Below are 14,688 nucleotides of genomic sequence, written 5' to 3'. Positions count from 1 at the left end.
GTCAAAAGGAGTAATAGTGCGTTATTCGTTAAAACAACTAGCGGTATTTGATGCGGTAGCCGAACTCGGCAGTGTTAGCCAAGCGGCTGATAAACTTGCCGTAACCCAATCGGCTGCCAGTATGTCACTCAGCCAGTTAGAAAAACTGCTGGGTCGTGATCTGTTTATTCGCCAAGGCAAAGATATGCGCCTGAGTCACTGGGGAAATTGGTTGCGTCCGCGAGCGAAACGTCTATTACAAGATGCTGAGCAGATCGAGGTTGGATTTTACGATCAACACCTACTTAGCGGCAGTATTAGCATTGGCGCTAGCCAAACACCGGCAGAGCACTTGGTACCAGAGCTTATCAGTACAATTGATAGTGACTTTCCGGAAATCCGCACCGGGCTTGAGGTCAAAAGTAGCCAAGGGGTGATTGAAGGGGTGCTTAACTATAAGTATGACCTTGGGATCATCGAGGGCCGCTGTGATGATAACCGCACTCATCAAGAAGAGTGGTGTCGAGATCACCTAGTGATTGTCAGTGCCTCTCACCACCCTTATGCTAAAAATCAGCGCGTGAGCTTAGCCCAACTCGAGCATGCCCAATGGATCCTGCGTGAGGGTGGCGCGGGTACACGCGAGATCTTCGAGAGTGCAATGGTCCCACTGATCCCTGACTTGGATGTATGGCGCGAGTACAACCATGTCCCTGTGATCCGCACCATGGTACAAAATGGTAAATACCTGACCTGTTTGCCCTACCTTGATGTTGCACCCTCGATTAAGCGTGGCGAGCTTGCGGCCTTAAACGTACCTGAGCTGAAAATGGACCGCGCCATTTCATTTATCTGGCGAGCTGAGATGGATGATCACCCACTGATTGAGTGTATCAAACGAGAGGCTCACCGTATGCTCAAAAATCGCAAGATTGAGGTAAAGTAAGCGATGGGCGGCCATGGCCGCCCATCGCTTTGGCTAATATTCGCACCGGAACTACTTGGTGATAAGTAGATGGCGCCACGCAACATTTAAAGCAAGCTCCGAAACCTTACTACTGAATTGGTGATACTGGATGAAAAACTATCTGCTAGCGTCAATATCATATTTTGTGTGTATTTATTTATATATCACTACAACAATCACACTCTGCTTGATAAAAGCATAAACAAATTCTCTTGTTTTCTTAAAGCCCATCAATTTTATCAACAATTATCTTACTATAAGCTTAACTATATGTAATTATATGCAATTGTATGTAATTATATGAACTTACATTTGAACGAATATCACAATTCATCAAGCTTGCGGCTTATGGAAGAGATACAAGCGTATGACAAAAATCAATAAGCTAGTTTTAAACAGCAAAAAACTAAAACAACTACGTCAACAACAAGGCTTAAGTCAAGAAGCATTAGTAGAAGCTTGTGAACAACAATATATCCGTGTTTCTATTTCAACAATTAAACGGGCAGAAACTAGTCGTCCAATCAGCATCCGAACCGCAAATAATATTGCTCGCTTCTATAATGTAGAAGTAAAAGAGCTATGCATTGAAAAAGAACACTATGGTGACGTACAAGTACCGGCACAGGACAATAGAAATAAATTATTTTTACTCGTTGCCACACTTACCTCAGATCGGAGTCTTAATCAATTTCTAACCTCCAAATTTAAGAAGCTTACTGACCACTCATATAGTGAACACTACCCTATCAGTATTTATGTAATAGAAGTCGATGCCAAAGCCACGCACGGTACTGATAATATCATATATAAAATTAGAGATATTTTTTTTGCAGCACGTCAATTCACAACTCTGATTCATCCATTCACATGCTACGCGACCACGTTGCAAGCCGATAATAATGAGGCAGCACTTGAAGCTGGAAAAGCACAACTTGCAAACGTATCGCAACTAATCAATTTCATCCCGACCAATCGCTTGATCGTTAGTGAAAGTATTAAGCTGCTTTTCGACCGATACTTCTGCTTTAATACCATCAATGTGCAATCTCATTACACACTTTGGTCATTAGATGATGAGTTTCATTTTGACAAACAGCCCTATGTTGAGATTATTGGTCGGGATAAAGAACTCGCTTCGCTCAAGCAAGTTATTGACCAAACCTTTGATAGCGGTGATCCAAGCCTTACAGTCCTTCATGGAGACTCTGGCATTGGTAAAAGCCGTATTTTACAGGAAATAGGGCGCTACTATTTTCACCAAGGTGCTTCTGTCTCTTATTTTGACATCTATAGAAAAAATATCGACTGGTGGTCATTGGCAGAGATTGCCCTTAACTTCTCCCAGCAGAGCAAGGGAAGTCGTGTATTAGTTATTATAGACAACATCGATGACTGTGATGATGAGTTGTTACAAAGACTCCGGAAAGTGCAGAGATCAATCACTACGGGCGCACTCGCGATTATTGTCGCTGCAGAAAGTAAAAATATCTCTAGAATTGAGAGCAAGGTTATCATTGACTATTGCTTATCAGCCGCCCCACTCGATAAAGCGTCATGCTATCAGGACTTAACCAAGAAACTTCGCCTATCGCCTCAAGTCGCAAAAAATATTCTTGATAGCTCTGGTTGTATCCCCCTATATCTGAGAATGATGCTTTCACCACAAAGCAAAGATGTAGAAGAGAGTCTCCGGTTATTGGTTCAAAGTAAGCTCTCCTCGCTTGAGCACAATCAAGTCACATTTATTCTAGGACTGGCTTTATATGGGAAACCGATTAACCTTTGCGATATCAAAACAGTCTGTAACGAAGAAATAAATTTGGATGTTCTTGCATCATTAGGTTTAATTCGTTATCTGGACGACCAAAAGCTTACCATCGCCAATAAATTCATCAAACATGCGATTATCGAGCTTACTGATAGAGATAGAATGAACAAAAGTCATCGACTTGCTGCCAAAATCACCACCTTAGATTCAGGATCATTAACACTTAAAGATTGGCAAAGTGCCCAGCATCACTATAGTTGTGCAAATTGTCCCGCTAAAGTGGCTTGGTGTAGCTCACATATAGCCCATCACTATCTCGAACAAAACCTCCATGAAGAGGCTGAGAAATCTATTATCTATGGATTAAATACTCTCAAACCATGCACCCAAGATCTCAGTAACGAAGTCGATGTTCACTATACCAGCAATATAGAGATCGAGCTAAAGCTGTTGTTAGTGAAACTTTACACTCTTAAATTTGGTTGGGGATACAGTAAAGTTGAATCCCTTTACTTAGACATCCTGCAACAATGTGAGTTGGTCTCGGCCACCAGCCGACATATCGAAACACTGTTTGGTCTCTGGGCTTATAATATCTCAAACAGCCAAATTACTAATGCCTACTGCTATGTGCAAAAAATCCAACAATTAGCCTCCCAATTTGATAACAGCTACTACCAAGCGATGATTTTTACCTCTCTCGCCAATACAAAGCTTTGGCTAGGAGAGCATCAAGAAGCAATTGATTATGCCAATCAGGCACTCAGTCTATTCGCACAAGATGACCTTGAAAGCTATCAAGTATTTCACGACCAAGATCCGCGAATGCTACCCTATCATATCTTAGTTATAAGTAAGACCATGATGGAGCATCAAGACAGCCATAGTGTTCTTGAAGAGATGCTATTGACAGCTGACAGTCTCGAATCATGCTTCAACCGTGCCATTGCCTATCAGAGCGCAACACTACATTATTGGCAACGTCGTGACCCAGTAAACGCTAGAGATTACGCTCTGAAGCTTTATCAATTAAGCCACGAAAAGAATTATTACTACTATCGTGGATTGGCACGTCTCATCATTGGCTGGGCTGATGATCTCACCACCCATGACCCCAAATGCCTAACTAGTATTGTGCATGCCTACGAAGTACTGATGACCAATGCTGGCGGTGAACTGAGTTATAGCGTATATGCAGTTGTGCTTGGTGAAGCTTTACTCCGGCACCAACAAACTGATACCGCAGCGAAATTTACCGAAACAGCAGTGAGTAAATGTCTTAACCACCACACCGATTGTTACCTACCGGAGCTCTTGGCACTTAGGGCCATCAGTCACGATCATCCCGAGCAAATTCAAGTTGCACTTAATCATCCGCTCTGCACACCACGTCAACGAACAATCATTGCCGATTATTTAGAAAGCAGCCTTGAGATGACAGCATAGCAGGCAGGCGACATCCTCCTTGCTGGTGAGCTTGATCCTTTGACGGCAAACGCATGCTTGCACATCATTTGGTCAATAACAACGATATTGACCAAACCACTAACAGGTACGGAAGCTGTATACTCCGGCTTGGTCGTCACCACCAATTGGTGTGCGATCAAAAGGCTCAGCAGAGCGTGTTATATCAATTAAGACAATACTCTCTGTCGTGACTTCTAACTCCGCCTCGGATAAGGTTGGTAACAAATACACAGGCGTACGATATTTTCCTCTCTCATCCCAGTTTCGAGCGCCAACTGACTGACAAATACGACATATATTTTCCACTTACACAACAGATTACAGTCGCAAATCATATCGGGTATGCCGTACCTAGACAAAGTACTACCATATAATCATGCTTCAGGCGTTCTAATTCAGTATGGGTGGCGACCATGGTAGGCAGCTAGCTTATTTTTATTCCTATTATCACCCAAACTGACTAGATAAATCGAGGTAACTTTATCCCTTAACTAATGACTAATTAATTATTAATCTTTCATTTACTTATAAGCTCACAAGATTGACAAGCCGATTAACAAGTCACCTTTAGCAAATATCGAACAATATCCATAACTTCAAATCAGACAATTAACCCATCATTTAACACTATAATATTTAGATATATACACACTCCTTATAAATGTTAATTTTATCTATATGCACAAGCACATGATTTACCCTACAAATATAGCTGGTGTGTCAGTTAATACTCGGATTATTTCGAATCAGTATGGTATCTTTTGGGTATCAGTTGCGTATCATATCGCAAGCATCTTTTTAACACCATGCCACCCACTCATCATAAGCCATTGAATATAAACAACAATAACAATCAAATCAACAGTATTGCAACATCATACACCCAATTCTAACAAGTAAGTGATACTGAAAACCCTTTCCAGCGATTTTATAGTGGGCATCACAGAACAACGTAATAACTCTCTAATCACGCTAGCACAAAGATTTCCAGCGCTGATTAGAAAGCCTATGACACTCATTATTAATATATAAAGGATTTACTATGAACAGTTTATACCTAAAAGTCGGGGCATCGGTACACTTCTGGCTAGGTCAATGCAAATCACTACTTAAAGACCAGCGCGGTGTAACCGCTGTGGAATATGCGCTTATTGCGGCTGCAATGGCAGCGATTGTCTTAGCCGTGATCGTAAACGGTGGGCTCAGTGAAGCGATGGAAACTGCGATCGATTCAGTAGCAGGCGCAATGACAGATGCTGCTGCAGGTGGCTCTACACCTCCCCCTGCAGGATAAGCCTAAATAGATATATTCGTTATCATCTCTATTTATGACTATAGCGGCTGAAGTTATGCTTTTAATACCAATGTTGTTTTTTATTTCTGTCGTTGACATAAAATACAGAAAAATACATAACTTCAGCCTTATCATGTTATTTGTACTATTAATAACATCCTGTATAAACCAGCTAGACACACTCTCTTTTACCAACTTTGCATGGTGTTCTTTACTGGGTTTATTGCTTTACCCTCTACAACTATTTGGTGGGGGAGACTTAAAATTACTGGCAATTCTGTCACTCTTTATCAGCACCAAGTTATTCCTCCCAGTGTTACTTGTGATGTTTTTAATTGGCGGGGTAGTCGCAGCAATAATTAGTTTAATAGACAAACTACACCACAGAGATATGGCCTCTTCAGTACCCTATGCAGTCCCAATTTCTATTGCAGGTTTATTGGGCATAATAGCTTCATAATGAGAACGGATTGCTATGAAATCAAGAATACTAACGCTTTTAGCAATGGTCATGGTCGCTGTTGGAGCGTTTGGGTTATCCAATATCCTCCAGCAACAACAAAAAGACCAAGTGGTTACTAAGCCAGTCAACGATCACCAACCAGAGCAGATCAAACTCTGGTATACCAAGCTCCCCTTAACTCAAGGACAAGAAGTCACGAGGGACCACTTGGCAATTAAAAACATCGACATCAATGAAGCCCACTATCAAGGCTTTGACCAAGATATCGAGTTGAAAATTAGACCCGGCATGATCGCCCGCCGTGATATCAGCCAAGAGCGCTACGTTAGCCAAGACGACTTTATTGCACCCGATCAAGACGGTTTTGTCGATCTGACGATTCGCGACGGCTATGTGCCCTTCCCTATGGTGGTACCACCCGACTCTATTGTCGGCGGCATCATCAACCACAGCACTGAAGTAGACATCGTTGCTTTGTCCTCGACCGACAATAACCTCGCTCGCAATAGCGAAGTGGGCAATAGCGACAAAACCCTCGAGCTAAGGCCTATTTTGGTCTCGATTCCTGTCTTACAAGTGATTGAGCAACAGGCAACGGAAAATAAAGCCAGAAAGGTGAACTTAATCTTAGAGCTGACCCGTAACCAAGTTGCCAAGCTAACCATCGCTAAACAGCTCGCGTCTTTAGAGGTGCATAAGTCCATTGGTGAAGACGGCGCGAGTATGCTGCGCGCCAACTCCGGGGATGTGTTACCCAATTTCCGCTCAGTGACTGAATTCAGGGCCGAAAAGACGGTCATTAAATAATTTCCGGAGACCTTATGAAATACCTAAATGTCTTTGTACTGTTGCTTGTTACGCTTGGGTTGAGTCCGAGCACCCACGCGATGCGCGTACTTAACCTCAACCAAGGCTCAGCCCATTCGCTTGGATTCAAATCTGATGTTGGTACGGTCTTTATCTCAGATGACAAGGTTGCGGACTATCAAGTTGTTAATGCTAACAAGGTGGTGATCTTTGGCAAAAATCAGGGTAACAGTGCGTTGATCATCTTTGATAAAGAAGGAAATACGCTAATATCTCGTCAAATACAGGTCAATAAGAGTCTGGTCAATATCCAGCAGCAACTGCAATTGCACTTTCCACATGCCGAGGTCTCGGTTTTCAACATAGCCGAGCAAACCGTCTTAAGCGGCACGGTATCAAGCGAGCGCGAAAAAGATCAGATCCACCAGTTCGTTGGCGAGTTAATGGCAAAACCGGCAACGATTGAGACCTTCGCATGGGAGGACAACAGCGATGGCTCGTCAGGCGAGTATCCATTGCCTTATCTAACCAAACGTTCCTATCCTGGACTTGTTAATCAGATTGAGGTCAACCTCACTCGACAGGTCAACGTTAAACTGACCATCGCTGAGGTCTCTCACTCATTTATTGAGCAGTTTGGTATTCAGCTCGGCACTGAAGGCATTGGTGCTGGTACATTTGTTAATGCCCTAACCAAATTTACCGCCAGTGATATCGTCACGGTGATCTCAGCGATAGGTGACGATACCGTTGGTCAAGTGTTGGCCGAACCTAACCTGTCGGTGATCAGTGGTGAAACCGCCAGCTTTTTGGTCGGTGGTGAGTTGCCAGTCGTAACCTTTATTGATAATACCACCAATGTCGAATACAAAGAATTTGGTATAAAGCTCGATATCGCGGCAAAGGTCGAACAAGACGATAAGATCATGTTGGCATTGATGCCAGAAGTCAGTGCTTTAGATGCTCAATTTGCCAATGACTATTACAATATTCCCGCGCTAAAGACTCGCCGTGCGCGCACCACCATTGAGCTGGCTGATGGGCAAAGCTTTATGCTCGCAGGCTTAATCAATACAGAAGACAAAGAGCTCCTGCGCCGTATCCCTTATATCGGTGACATTCCTGTGATTGGCGCCCTGTTTCGCCATACCCTGACAGAACGCAGCAAAACTGAACTCATCATTGTTGCCACGGTTAACCTTGTCCAGCCGGTCATGGCTCACGAGATTCAAATCCCAACTATTAAACGTACATCAACGCTCAATCGCTTCTTCAAGATTGAAGCCGATGACGAAACCGTGCCTTGGATAGACAACACGCTCGCTAAAGGAGGATTCAAACTATGAGATACCTTGTACTCCCAGTAGCAATATCACTGCTTATCATCACGGGCTGTGTCGCACCTCAATCAAGCGGACCTGATATTAGCCTAGTCCCAGTTCAGTACCAGCTTAGCCTGATCAATGTTGAACAAGCCAATGCCAAAGCGAAGCTTGATGCCTTTATCTCGGCCCATTGGCATATCATTGCACCGCGCCAGATCCACTTTTATTGGCATACCAATGCCGGCAAGCAAATGGCATTAGACTATCAAAAAAAATTAAATGTGATGGGATTGACCCTTGAGCAGATCATGGTTAGCCCCATGGCTGAGCCGTTAGAAAATAGCGCTGACTTGCAAGTCGCCGTTCGCAGCTACCAAGCCATCACGCCCGTGTGTGAACGAGCCTTGGTTGATAACTTTAGTACGCAGCCCGTGATCGGGTGTTATGTCGAAGGTTTACGCTGGAAGTCCCTCGTGAACCCAGACAAAGCCGCGATTATCGACTAACGAGGGAGATAGTTATGTTTGAACTCGTCGAGAAGCTCACCACTTCCACTAATAGTAATAAGCAGAGCAGCCTCGCCAGTGCTTTGTTTTATCAATCCAAACAAGGTTTGAACTTTGTGCAAGAAGCATTTCGTTTTGAGGGCTTACCCCTCACTGTCGTCAAACCTTATAGTGAAGAGGCCGTACTGAAATCAAAAAGCGAGCACGAGCTTGGTCTGCTAATGTTCGACTTTACCCAGGCAAACAATATCCATCAAGAGGCGCTCAAGCTCAGTAGCATCATTCCCACCAGTGCCCGCGTGGTCATTATTGGCACCGAAAATACCATTACTATCATCCGCCAGTTGAGGGAGCTAGGCTTCTACTACGTACTCTGGCCGGTAGCAGCCGATGAGTTTATCAGCTTCCTCTCCAATGCCAACAGTACCACGGGCAAAAAAGAGGTTGGCCTGCCGCAGCGCCAAGCTAAACGGATTCGAGTTATTGGCTCGAAAGGCGGAGTCGGTGCTACCCTAATCGCCAGTGAGTTAAGTAAGGTGCTATCCCATCAGAACTTGTCACAATGTGTCTTGGTCGACCACAACTATTGGGGCGGTAATCTCGATATCATGATGGGGCTGGCAGACTTCCAAAAGCGCGATATCTCGGTATCGACATTTGGTACGGGTATTGATCAAACCTCAGCACACAGTATGCTCAAGCAGGCCAAATCCTCCTTGTCACTGCTTTCATTGACATCAAAAAGCAAGGCTCTAACTGAACTGAGCGACTATACCAAGACCGTTGCCGACCATCTTGCTTTTGAGGCTAACTTCATTATTGAAGACTTTCCAATGTCAGTCGCTTTTCATAACCCAAACCTTAGTGATGCAACCGATACCGTTATTATGATTGTATCACCAACTGTTTCATCACTTCGCGATGCCGGTCTTCTTAAACAGACCATAACCGAAAGTGCGAGCGGCACTCCCCCTCGCATCATTTTGGTGGTCAACTATGTTATGCCAAGTAAATATGCAACGGTTACACTCGAGGAGGTTAAGGCCCACTTAAATCAAGACATAGATATTGTTTTGCCCCACCTTAAGCAGATTAATCAGCTGATTATTCATAACAATAACAAAAAGTTGCTCAGCTCCTCCTTTGGTCGTGGACTACAGCAACTCTCAGCGAAGATCTTAGGCCGTAGCAATAAAAAAACTCGCTTTAGCTTGTTTTCGAGGGGTAACTGATGGCTGATGCGAAATCTATCTATACCTCTATTCGGCAACAGATCTTTCAAGTGATTGATGCTGAGGCAATCGATAAACTCTCCCGCATGCAACTGGCCGATCAGTTGAGCCGAGCGGTCAACGTCATCATCGACAACGAGCAGTGGTCAATACCCAATGCTATTCGCAGTGATTACGTCAAAAGCTTAATCGATGAGCTGGTGGGTTTAGGTCCGCTGCAGGACCTTATCGATGATGATGAGATCTCAGATATCATGATAAATGGCCCACAAAGTATTTATATTGAACGTAAGGGGATGGTTGAGCGAACTCAAGTTGAATTCATTGATGAGCAGCAACTGGTTAATATTGCCAAGCGCATCGCTGGCAACATTGGCCGCCGTGTCGATGATTCATCACCCATGTGTGACGCCCGCCTTGCCGATGGGAGCCGTGTCAATATCGTGATCCCCCCGCTTGCGGTAGACGGCACTTCGATCTCGATTCGTAAATTCAAAAAGAGCCGCTTCGATTTTGAAAAATACTGCGAGTTCGGCTCTATGACCGTCGAAATGGCCAAACTGCTCTCGGTAGCCGCGCGCTGTAGGCTGAATATTCTGATCTCCGGAGGCACCGGCTCAGGAAAAACCACTCTACTTAACGCCTTATCGGCGTTTATCTCAGACCGAGAGCGCATCGTCACTATAGAGGATGCCTGTGAGTTGCAGCTCCAGCAGCCACATGTGGTGCGTTTGGAAACCCGCGCAGCCAGTATCGAGAATACCGGCCAGATCACTCAGCGCGATCTGGTGATCAATGCCTTGCGCATGCGACCAGATCGCATCATTGTCGGTGAGTGTCGTGGCAGTGAGGCATTTGAGATGCTTCAGGCGATGAACACCGGCCATGATGGCTCGATGTCGACCCTACACGCCAACTCACCGCGCGATGCGATTGCGCGGGTAGAATCAATGGTCATGATGGCAACCAACAACCTACCACTCGAAGCGATTCGTCGAACCATCGTCAGTGCAGTCAATATTATTGTTCAAGTCAGCCGCTTGCACGATGGCAGCCGCAAGATCATGAGCATCAGTGAGGTTGTTGGCCTTGAAGGGGACAGCGTTGTAATGGACGAGATTTATCGCTTTGTTCCCTCTGTGCACGACAACCCACAAAACCGTATCACGGGTCAATTCGTCACCCATGGCTTGATGAAGCGTTCCGCTTTGTATGAAAAAGCGGCCTTCTTCGGCCTACACAACGAATTGAGCAAGTTAGCACAACCTGAACTGGAGGCGATATGATCCTCTATCTGCTCCTGTTGTTGTTTAGTTTGCTATTGCTGATCATTGCGTGGCGCGAAAAGAGTCCCGGTCATCACTATCTCGAGGCCGCTAAGCCAGAGCATCTTCACGACGCAATAGAGGAAGAGCTTGGGATCAACTTTGATGCCTTATTTCATCGCAACTGGTTTCAACGTCAATTTGACACCATAGCCAATGCTTATCGACAAGCTGGCAAGCTAGCGTGGCTCAAGATAAGTCTGGTCATTGCTGGCCTAGCGCTGTTTTCTATCGAGTTTAATCACCGTTTTGTGCGTGGCAATCCCTATATCGTTGGGGGAATTATTATTGCTTTCGGTGTCATCATGCTGTTCCAGTGGCTAAAGCAGCGCGAATATAAGGCATTCAACCAAGCCTTTCCCGACGCACTCAACATGCTGTCGAGCGCAGTCTCTTCTGGCGAGAGCTTAGTGCATGCTATCCGCTATGTCGGTGAAACCATGACAGGCTCAGTTGGAGAAGAGTTCAAGCGCATCAGTGATCGATTGCAAATCGGTGAAAGCCCCGATCAAGTGTTCAATAAATCGTGCCAGCGCTTTCCATATCGCAACTTTTATTTTTTTGTCATCACTATACGCGCCAATATGAACCATGGCGGACAGCTCAAAGACATCATTTCCCGACTCAATCGACTGATGTTCAACGGGCGTACCATCGAAAAAAAGAAGCTTGCCCTGACCTCAGAAGCACGCGGCTCGGCCAAGATTGTCGCTGCCATACCCTTTTTGTTCTTGGTCTTTATGCAGTTCATAACGCCAGATAATTTTGAGTTCATTATGTTCCATGAGGCCGGGCGACCGGTGCTGTATTACATGCTAATCAGCGAGTTCATTGGGCTTGGCATCATCTGGCTGTTGATGAAAGGAGCGACTCAGTGACCATCTCATCCTTACATATCCAGCTGTTTTTGCTTCTGTTTGTTGCTCTCGCCGGGCTCGTATTGTTTATTTACCAAGGCGTGCAAATGGTTCAGCGACAAAAGCTCTTAACCCGCTATGGTATCCACCCCCATCGTGGCAAACAAAACCGATTTGAACGGTTGTTTGATTCGGTCGCGAACTCCGGGATTGAAATCACCCAAAGTAATGAGTCAGAAATGAAAGATAAGCTGATCTCCGCAGGCTTCTATAACACCCGTTATGCGAATTTTATTACGCCGATAAAGTACATAGTGTTTCTTTGCGGTGCCGGTGGGTTTTATCTACTCTATGCTACAAAATACTCAACACTGACGGTGGTATGCGTTGTCGCCATATGGTTTATCCTAACCACCATAGCGCCCGATGTTTTTCTCAACTCGCGCAAACAAGCACTGCAAAGAAAGTTATCATCATTACTGCCTTATGTTTCTGACCTCTTGGCGATTTGTGTCCAAAGTGGCATGACTATTGAGGCTGCCGTTCGCTATTTATCCAGTGAGTTTGCAGCCTTCGATCAGGACCTCAGCTTCTTACTCAAACGACTCAACGATAACGCTAAAGTGATTGGCATGGCACAGGCGCTCGATAGCCTATATCAAGATGTGCCCACACCAGAATTTCGCTCCTTTGTCATGACCTTAAAACAAAGCCTGCGCTATGGCGCGAGTATCTACAAAATACTCACCACCTTGGCCGAGGATATTCGCCAAGAGCAAATGCTGGTGATGGAGGAGAAAATCGGTAAGCTCGGCTCAAAAATGTCCGTTCCTTTGATCCTGTTCGTGATGCTTCCGGTGGTGGTACTGATCGCTGCGCCTGGCCTAATGAGGATTGCGCTATGAAAAAGATGACTTGTTTACTTGTTACTGTGCTTATTGGTTGCGCGTCACCCCAGCCTGAAGAGCCCAAAATTTCCAGCGTCACCGAATTTGAAGCCAGTGAGGGTGTATTCATCACCAATAAGGACTACCTGGCCCTCATCCAGCTGTATAAGGACCAATTATCTAAACCTGAAAATGCCGATAACATTGCAATGCGCATCAAACTCATTGATGCCTATGTGCACAACGGGGATATCGATTCTGCACATTTCTATTTGCAACATATTCCCAACGACACACCCAAAACGTTCGACTTAAATTACACGCGTGGTTTGGTCTTCTTTAACGATAACCAAATGACTAAGGCGCGTGATTACCTCAAGGCGGAGCTGGCGGACTTTCCCGACAATGCCAAAGCCTACAACCTGTTGGGGGTCGCCTTTGCCTATGATGGAGACTACCTCAATGCTCGTGAAAGCCTGAATAAAACCCGAGTCTTGCACTTTAATGACATGGTAGTGATCAACAACTTAGCCATGGTTGACATCCTTGAGCATCGCTATCAAGACGCCAGCCGCAAGTTGCTGCCAATCTACCATAGCGGTCAAGCTGACGATCGAGTTAAAGTGAATCTAATTATTGCGCTCGCTATGCAGGATAAGCATCCAATGTTCCCTGTCTTGGTCAATGATATGCTCGACAGCGATCAATATCCTGAGGTCAAGCAAAGGATCAATCAACTGATCGCACCACCTGAGGCGGAGTTATGAATAAACGCTCCCGCGGCTCAATCACTGTAGAGTTCTCTCTCGGCTTTCTTACCTTCTGGTTGATGATAATGTGTTGGGTCGAGATGAGCTACCTTTCTTATGTTAATGCCATCTCTGACCTTGCCATTGCTGAGATTTCTCGCTCGTCAAAACGTTTGTCTGATGATTATGGACAACATGTGATCGCTCGCATTACTGAGGATAATGTCATTTGGCGTAACTTGGTTGATAAAGACAACTTTCGCTTATCAATGCGCCATTATGCCGATATTCAAACACTGTTTGACGACGACTTTAGGGAAGAGTGTTCGCCGACAGAGGGCGAGCAGATCGCCAGTTGTGGTCAAGTCAAAGGCGGGGTCATTACCATTTACTCGCTGTCCTATCAAATGAACACCATTTTTAGTTATTTCGTCACCGATGGCATGTCTATTCGCCGAGAGGTCATGGTGGTGCAAGAATATGAGAGGGATCAGTTTGATTACTCGAATGGCTAGCCCACGCAAAGTATCCGGGGCATTTACGGTCGAATTGGCATTAGTAGCCACCGTCCTGTCACTATTACTGTCGTTTACCGGTGATATCGTGGTCAAGCTTTCAATGAGAGGAAAGCTTGATCGCTTGTCATTTTCAGCCGTCAGCATCATCAAAGAGCGCACTCAACTCTATGCCAATGTCGATGAACTGACGCAGCAAGATGTCGATCGAGTATTTTCCCTACTTAGTGATTCTCTGGCAAGAACAACGGGCAATTATCAGAGCAATCGCTTTAGCGGCTTAGTTGAAGAACAACTTTATGATGGCACCACCGCGCTCGCGAGTAATCAGTTTGTGCCAAGTGGCGCAGCATCAAGCAGCTGTCGCCCAACGCAAAGCCTCGCGCAAATAAGAGACCAGGTTGGGGTTGTCACAAGTTGGGGGCGCAATGCACGCTTGTATCGCATCACCTTGTGCTACGAAACCGGTAGCTGGTTTGGGCAAGTCATCGGCTCAGACCAATTCCGCCATGTGTCTTCATCTGCAGTGATCATAGGGAGATAA

Annotated in this window: 15 protein-coding genes; 14 read left to right on the top strand and 1 reads right to left on the bottom strand. The window is 45.2% G+C overall.

Annotation, left to right across the window (positions count from 1 at the left end; translation table 11 throughout):
- Positions 1 to 16: 16 nt before the first annotated feature.
- Positions 17 to 925 (top strand): LysR substrate-binding domain-containing protein, encoded by a 909-nt coding sequence (locus tag ACZ5R2_RS17405; RefSeq protein ID WP_464903326.1) that lies wholly within the window; start codon positions 17 to 19, stop codon positions 923 to 925.
- 388 nt (positions 926 to 1,313) lie between these two features.
- Positions 1,314 to 4,163, top strand: a complete 2,850-nt coding sequence (locus ACZ5R2_RS17400; protein WP_464903327.1) for an AAA family ATPase — start codon at positions 1,314 to 1,316, stop codon at positions 4,161 to 4,163.
- Between the two features lie 99 nt (positions 4,164 to 4,262).
- Here ACZ5R2_RS17400 and ACZ5R2_RS17395 read toward each other — a convergent pair whose 3' ends face one another.
- The gene (locus ACZ5R2_RS17395) at positions 4,263 to 4,490 is read right to left on the bottom strand and encodes a hypothetical protein (protein ID WP_464903328.1); all 228 of its coding nucleotides are present in this window, start codon (positions 4,488 to 4,490) and stop codon (positions 4,263 to 4,265) included.
- A gap of 736 nt (positions 4,491 to 5,226) precedes the next feature.
- On the opposite strand from ACZ5R2_RS17395, the gene ACZ5R2_RS17390 reads away from it, so the two are divergent.
- Genes ACZ5R2_RS17390 through tadF form a run of 12 tightly spaced genes read left to right on the top strand, consistent with a single transcriptional unit; the run spans position 5,227 to position 14,688 of the window.
- Complete coding sequence (locus ACZ5R2_RS17390; RefSeq protein WP_464903329.1) at positions 5,227 to 5,478, top strand: Flp family type IVb pilin; 252 nt, start codon at positions 5,227 to 5,229, stop codon at positions 5,476 to 5,478.
- Positions 5,479 to 5,512: 34 nt separating this feature from the next.
- A complete protein-coding gene (locus ACZ5R2_RS17385) occupies positions 5,513 to 5,938 on the top strand; it encodes a prepilin peptidase (RefSeq protein WP_464903330.1) in 426 nt (141 codons plus the stop codon).
- A 15-nt stretch (positions 5,939 to 5,953) separates the two neighbouring features.
- On the top strand, positions 5,954 to 6,748 hold the full coding sequence (cpaB, locus tag ACZ5R2_RS17380; RefSeq protein ID WP_464903331.1) for a Flp pilus assembly protein CpaB: 795 nt from the start codon (positions 5,954 to 5,956) through the stop codon (positions 6,746 to 6,748).
- A gap of 14 nt (positions 6,749 to 6,762) precedes the next feature.
- The gene (locus ACZ5R2_RS17375) at positions 6,763 to 8,094 is read left to right on the top strand and encodes a type II and III secretion system protein family protein (protein WP_464903332.1); all 1,332 of its coding nucleotides are present in this window, start codon (positions 6,763 to 6,765) and stop codon (positions 8,092 to 8,094) included.
- Positions 8,091 to 8,579: a hypothetical protein gene (locus tag ACZ5R2_RS17370; protein WP_464903333.1), complete on the top strand. Its 489-nt coding sequence runs from the start codon at positions 8,091 to 8,093 to the stop codon at positions 8,577 to 8,579. Before ACZ5R2_RS17375 ends, ACZ5R2_RS17370 begins: the two co-directional genes overlap by 4 nt.
- A 14-nt stretch (positions 8,580 to 8,593) precedes the next feature.
- Positions 8,594 to 9,811: an AAA family ATPase gene (locus tag ACZ5R2_RS17365; RefSeq protein WP_464903334.1), complete on the top strand. Its 1,218-nt coding sequence runs from the start codon at positions 8,594 to 8,596 to the stop codon at positions 9,809 to 9,811.
- A complete protein-coding gene (locus tag ACZ5R2_RS17360) occupies positions 9,811 to 11,097 on the top strand; it encodes a CpaF family protein (protein ID WP_464903335.1) in 1,287 nt (428 codons plus the stop codon). The genes ACZ5R2_RS17365 and ACZ5R2_RS17360 overlap by 1 nt, the downstream gene beginning before the upstream one ends.
- Complete coding sequence (locus ACZ5R2_RS17355) at positions 11,094 to 12,014, top strand: type II secretion system F family protein (RefSeq protein WP_464903336.1); 921 nt, start codon at positions 11,094 to 11,096, stop codon at positions 12,012 to 12,014. Before ACZ5R2_RS17360 ends, ACZ5R2_RS17355 begins: the two co-directional genes overlap by 4 nt.
- On the top strand, positions 12,011 to 12,898 hold the full coding sequence (locus ACZ5R2_RS17350) for a type II secretion system F family protein (protein ID WP_464903337.1): 888 nt from the start codon (positions 12,011 to 12,013) through the stop codon (positions 12,896 to 12,898). The genes ACZ5R2_RS17355 and ACZ5R2_RS17350 overlap by 4 nt, the downstream gene beginning before the upstream one ends.
- Positions 12,895 to 13,647: a tetratricopeptide repeat protein gene (locus tag ACZ5R2_RS17345; RefSeq protein ID WP_464903338.1), complete on the top strand. Its 753-nt coding sequence runs from the start codon at positions 12,895 to 12,897 to the stop codon at positions 13,645 to 13,647. Before ACZ5R2_RS17350 ends, ACZ5R2_RS17345 begins: the two co-directional genes overlap by 4 nt.
- Positions 13,644 to 14,144 carry a pilus assembly protein gene (locus ACZ5R2_RS17340; RefSeq protein ID WP_464903339.1) on the top strand — a complete coding sequence of 167 codons (501 nt, stop codon included), beginning with the start codon at positions 13,644 to 13,646 and terminating at the stop codon, positions 14,142 to 14,144. Before ACZ5R2_RS17345 ends, ACZ5R2_RS17340 begins: the two co-directional genes overlap by 4 nt.
- Complete coding sequence (gene tadF / locus ACZ5R2_RS17335; RefSeq protein ID WP_464903340.1) at positions 14,137 to 14,688, top strand: tight adherence pilus pseudopilin TadF; 552 nt, start codon at positions 14,137 to 14,139, stop codon at positions 14,686 to 14,688. Before ACZ5R2_RS17340 ends, tadF begins: the two co-directional genes overlap by 8 nt.

This window comes from Vibrio sabulosilitoris (genome assembly GCF_055391395.1).
This window is presented reverse-complemented; position numbering and strand designations above follow the sequence as displayed.

Bases quoted from the DNA above. Each gene is read 5' to 3' on its own strand.
- ACZ5R2_RS17370 (WP_464903333.1), top strand. From the start codon at position 8,091: ATGAGATACCTTGTACTCCCAGTAGCAATATCACTGCTTATCATCACG.
- ACZ5R2_RS17360 (WP_464903335.1), top strand. From the start codon at position 9,811: ATGGCTGATGCGAAATCTATCTATACCTCTATTCGGCAACAGATCTTT.
- ACZ5R2_RS17375 (WP_464903332.1), top strand. From the start codon at position 6,763: ATGAAATACCTAAATGTCTTTGTACTGTTGCTTGTTACGCTTGGGTTG.
- ACZ5R2_RS17365 (WP_464903334.1), top strand. From the start codon at position 8,594: ATGTTTGAACTCGTCGAGAAGCTCACCACTTCCACTAATAGTAATAAG.
- ACZ5R2_RS17355 (WP_464903336.1), top strand. From the start codon at position 11,094: ATGATCCTCTATCTGCTCCTGTTGTTGTTTAGTTTGCTATTGCTGATC.
- ACZ5R2_RS17385 (WP_464903330.1), top strand. From the start codon at position 5,513: ATGACTATAGCGGCTGAAGTTATGCTTTTAATACCAATGTTGTTTTTT.
- cpaB (WP_464903331.1), top strand. From the start codon at position 5,954: ATGAAATCAAGAATACTAACGCTTTTAGCAATGGTCATGGTCGCTGTT.
- ACZ5R2_RS17400 (WP_464903327.1), top strand. From the start codon at position 1,314: ATGACAAAAATCAATAAGCTAGTTTTAAACAGCAAAAAACTAAAACAA.
- ACZ5R2_RS17345 (WP_464903338.1), top strand. From the start codon at position 12,895: ATGAAAAAGATGACTTGTTTACTTGTTACTGTGCTTATTGGTTGCGCG.
- ACZ5R2_RS17340 (WP_464903339.1), top strand. From the start codon at position 13,644: ATGAATAAACGCTCCCGCGGCTCAATCACTGTAGAGTTCTCTCTCGGC.
- tadF (WP_464903340.1), top strand. From the start codon at position 14,137: ATGGCTAGCCCACGCAAAGTATCCGGGGCATTTACGGTCGAATTGGCA.
- ACZ5R2_RS17390 (WP_464903329.1), top strand. From the start codon at position 5,227: ATGAACAGTTTATACCTAAAAGTCGGGGCATCGGTACACTTCTGGCTA.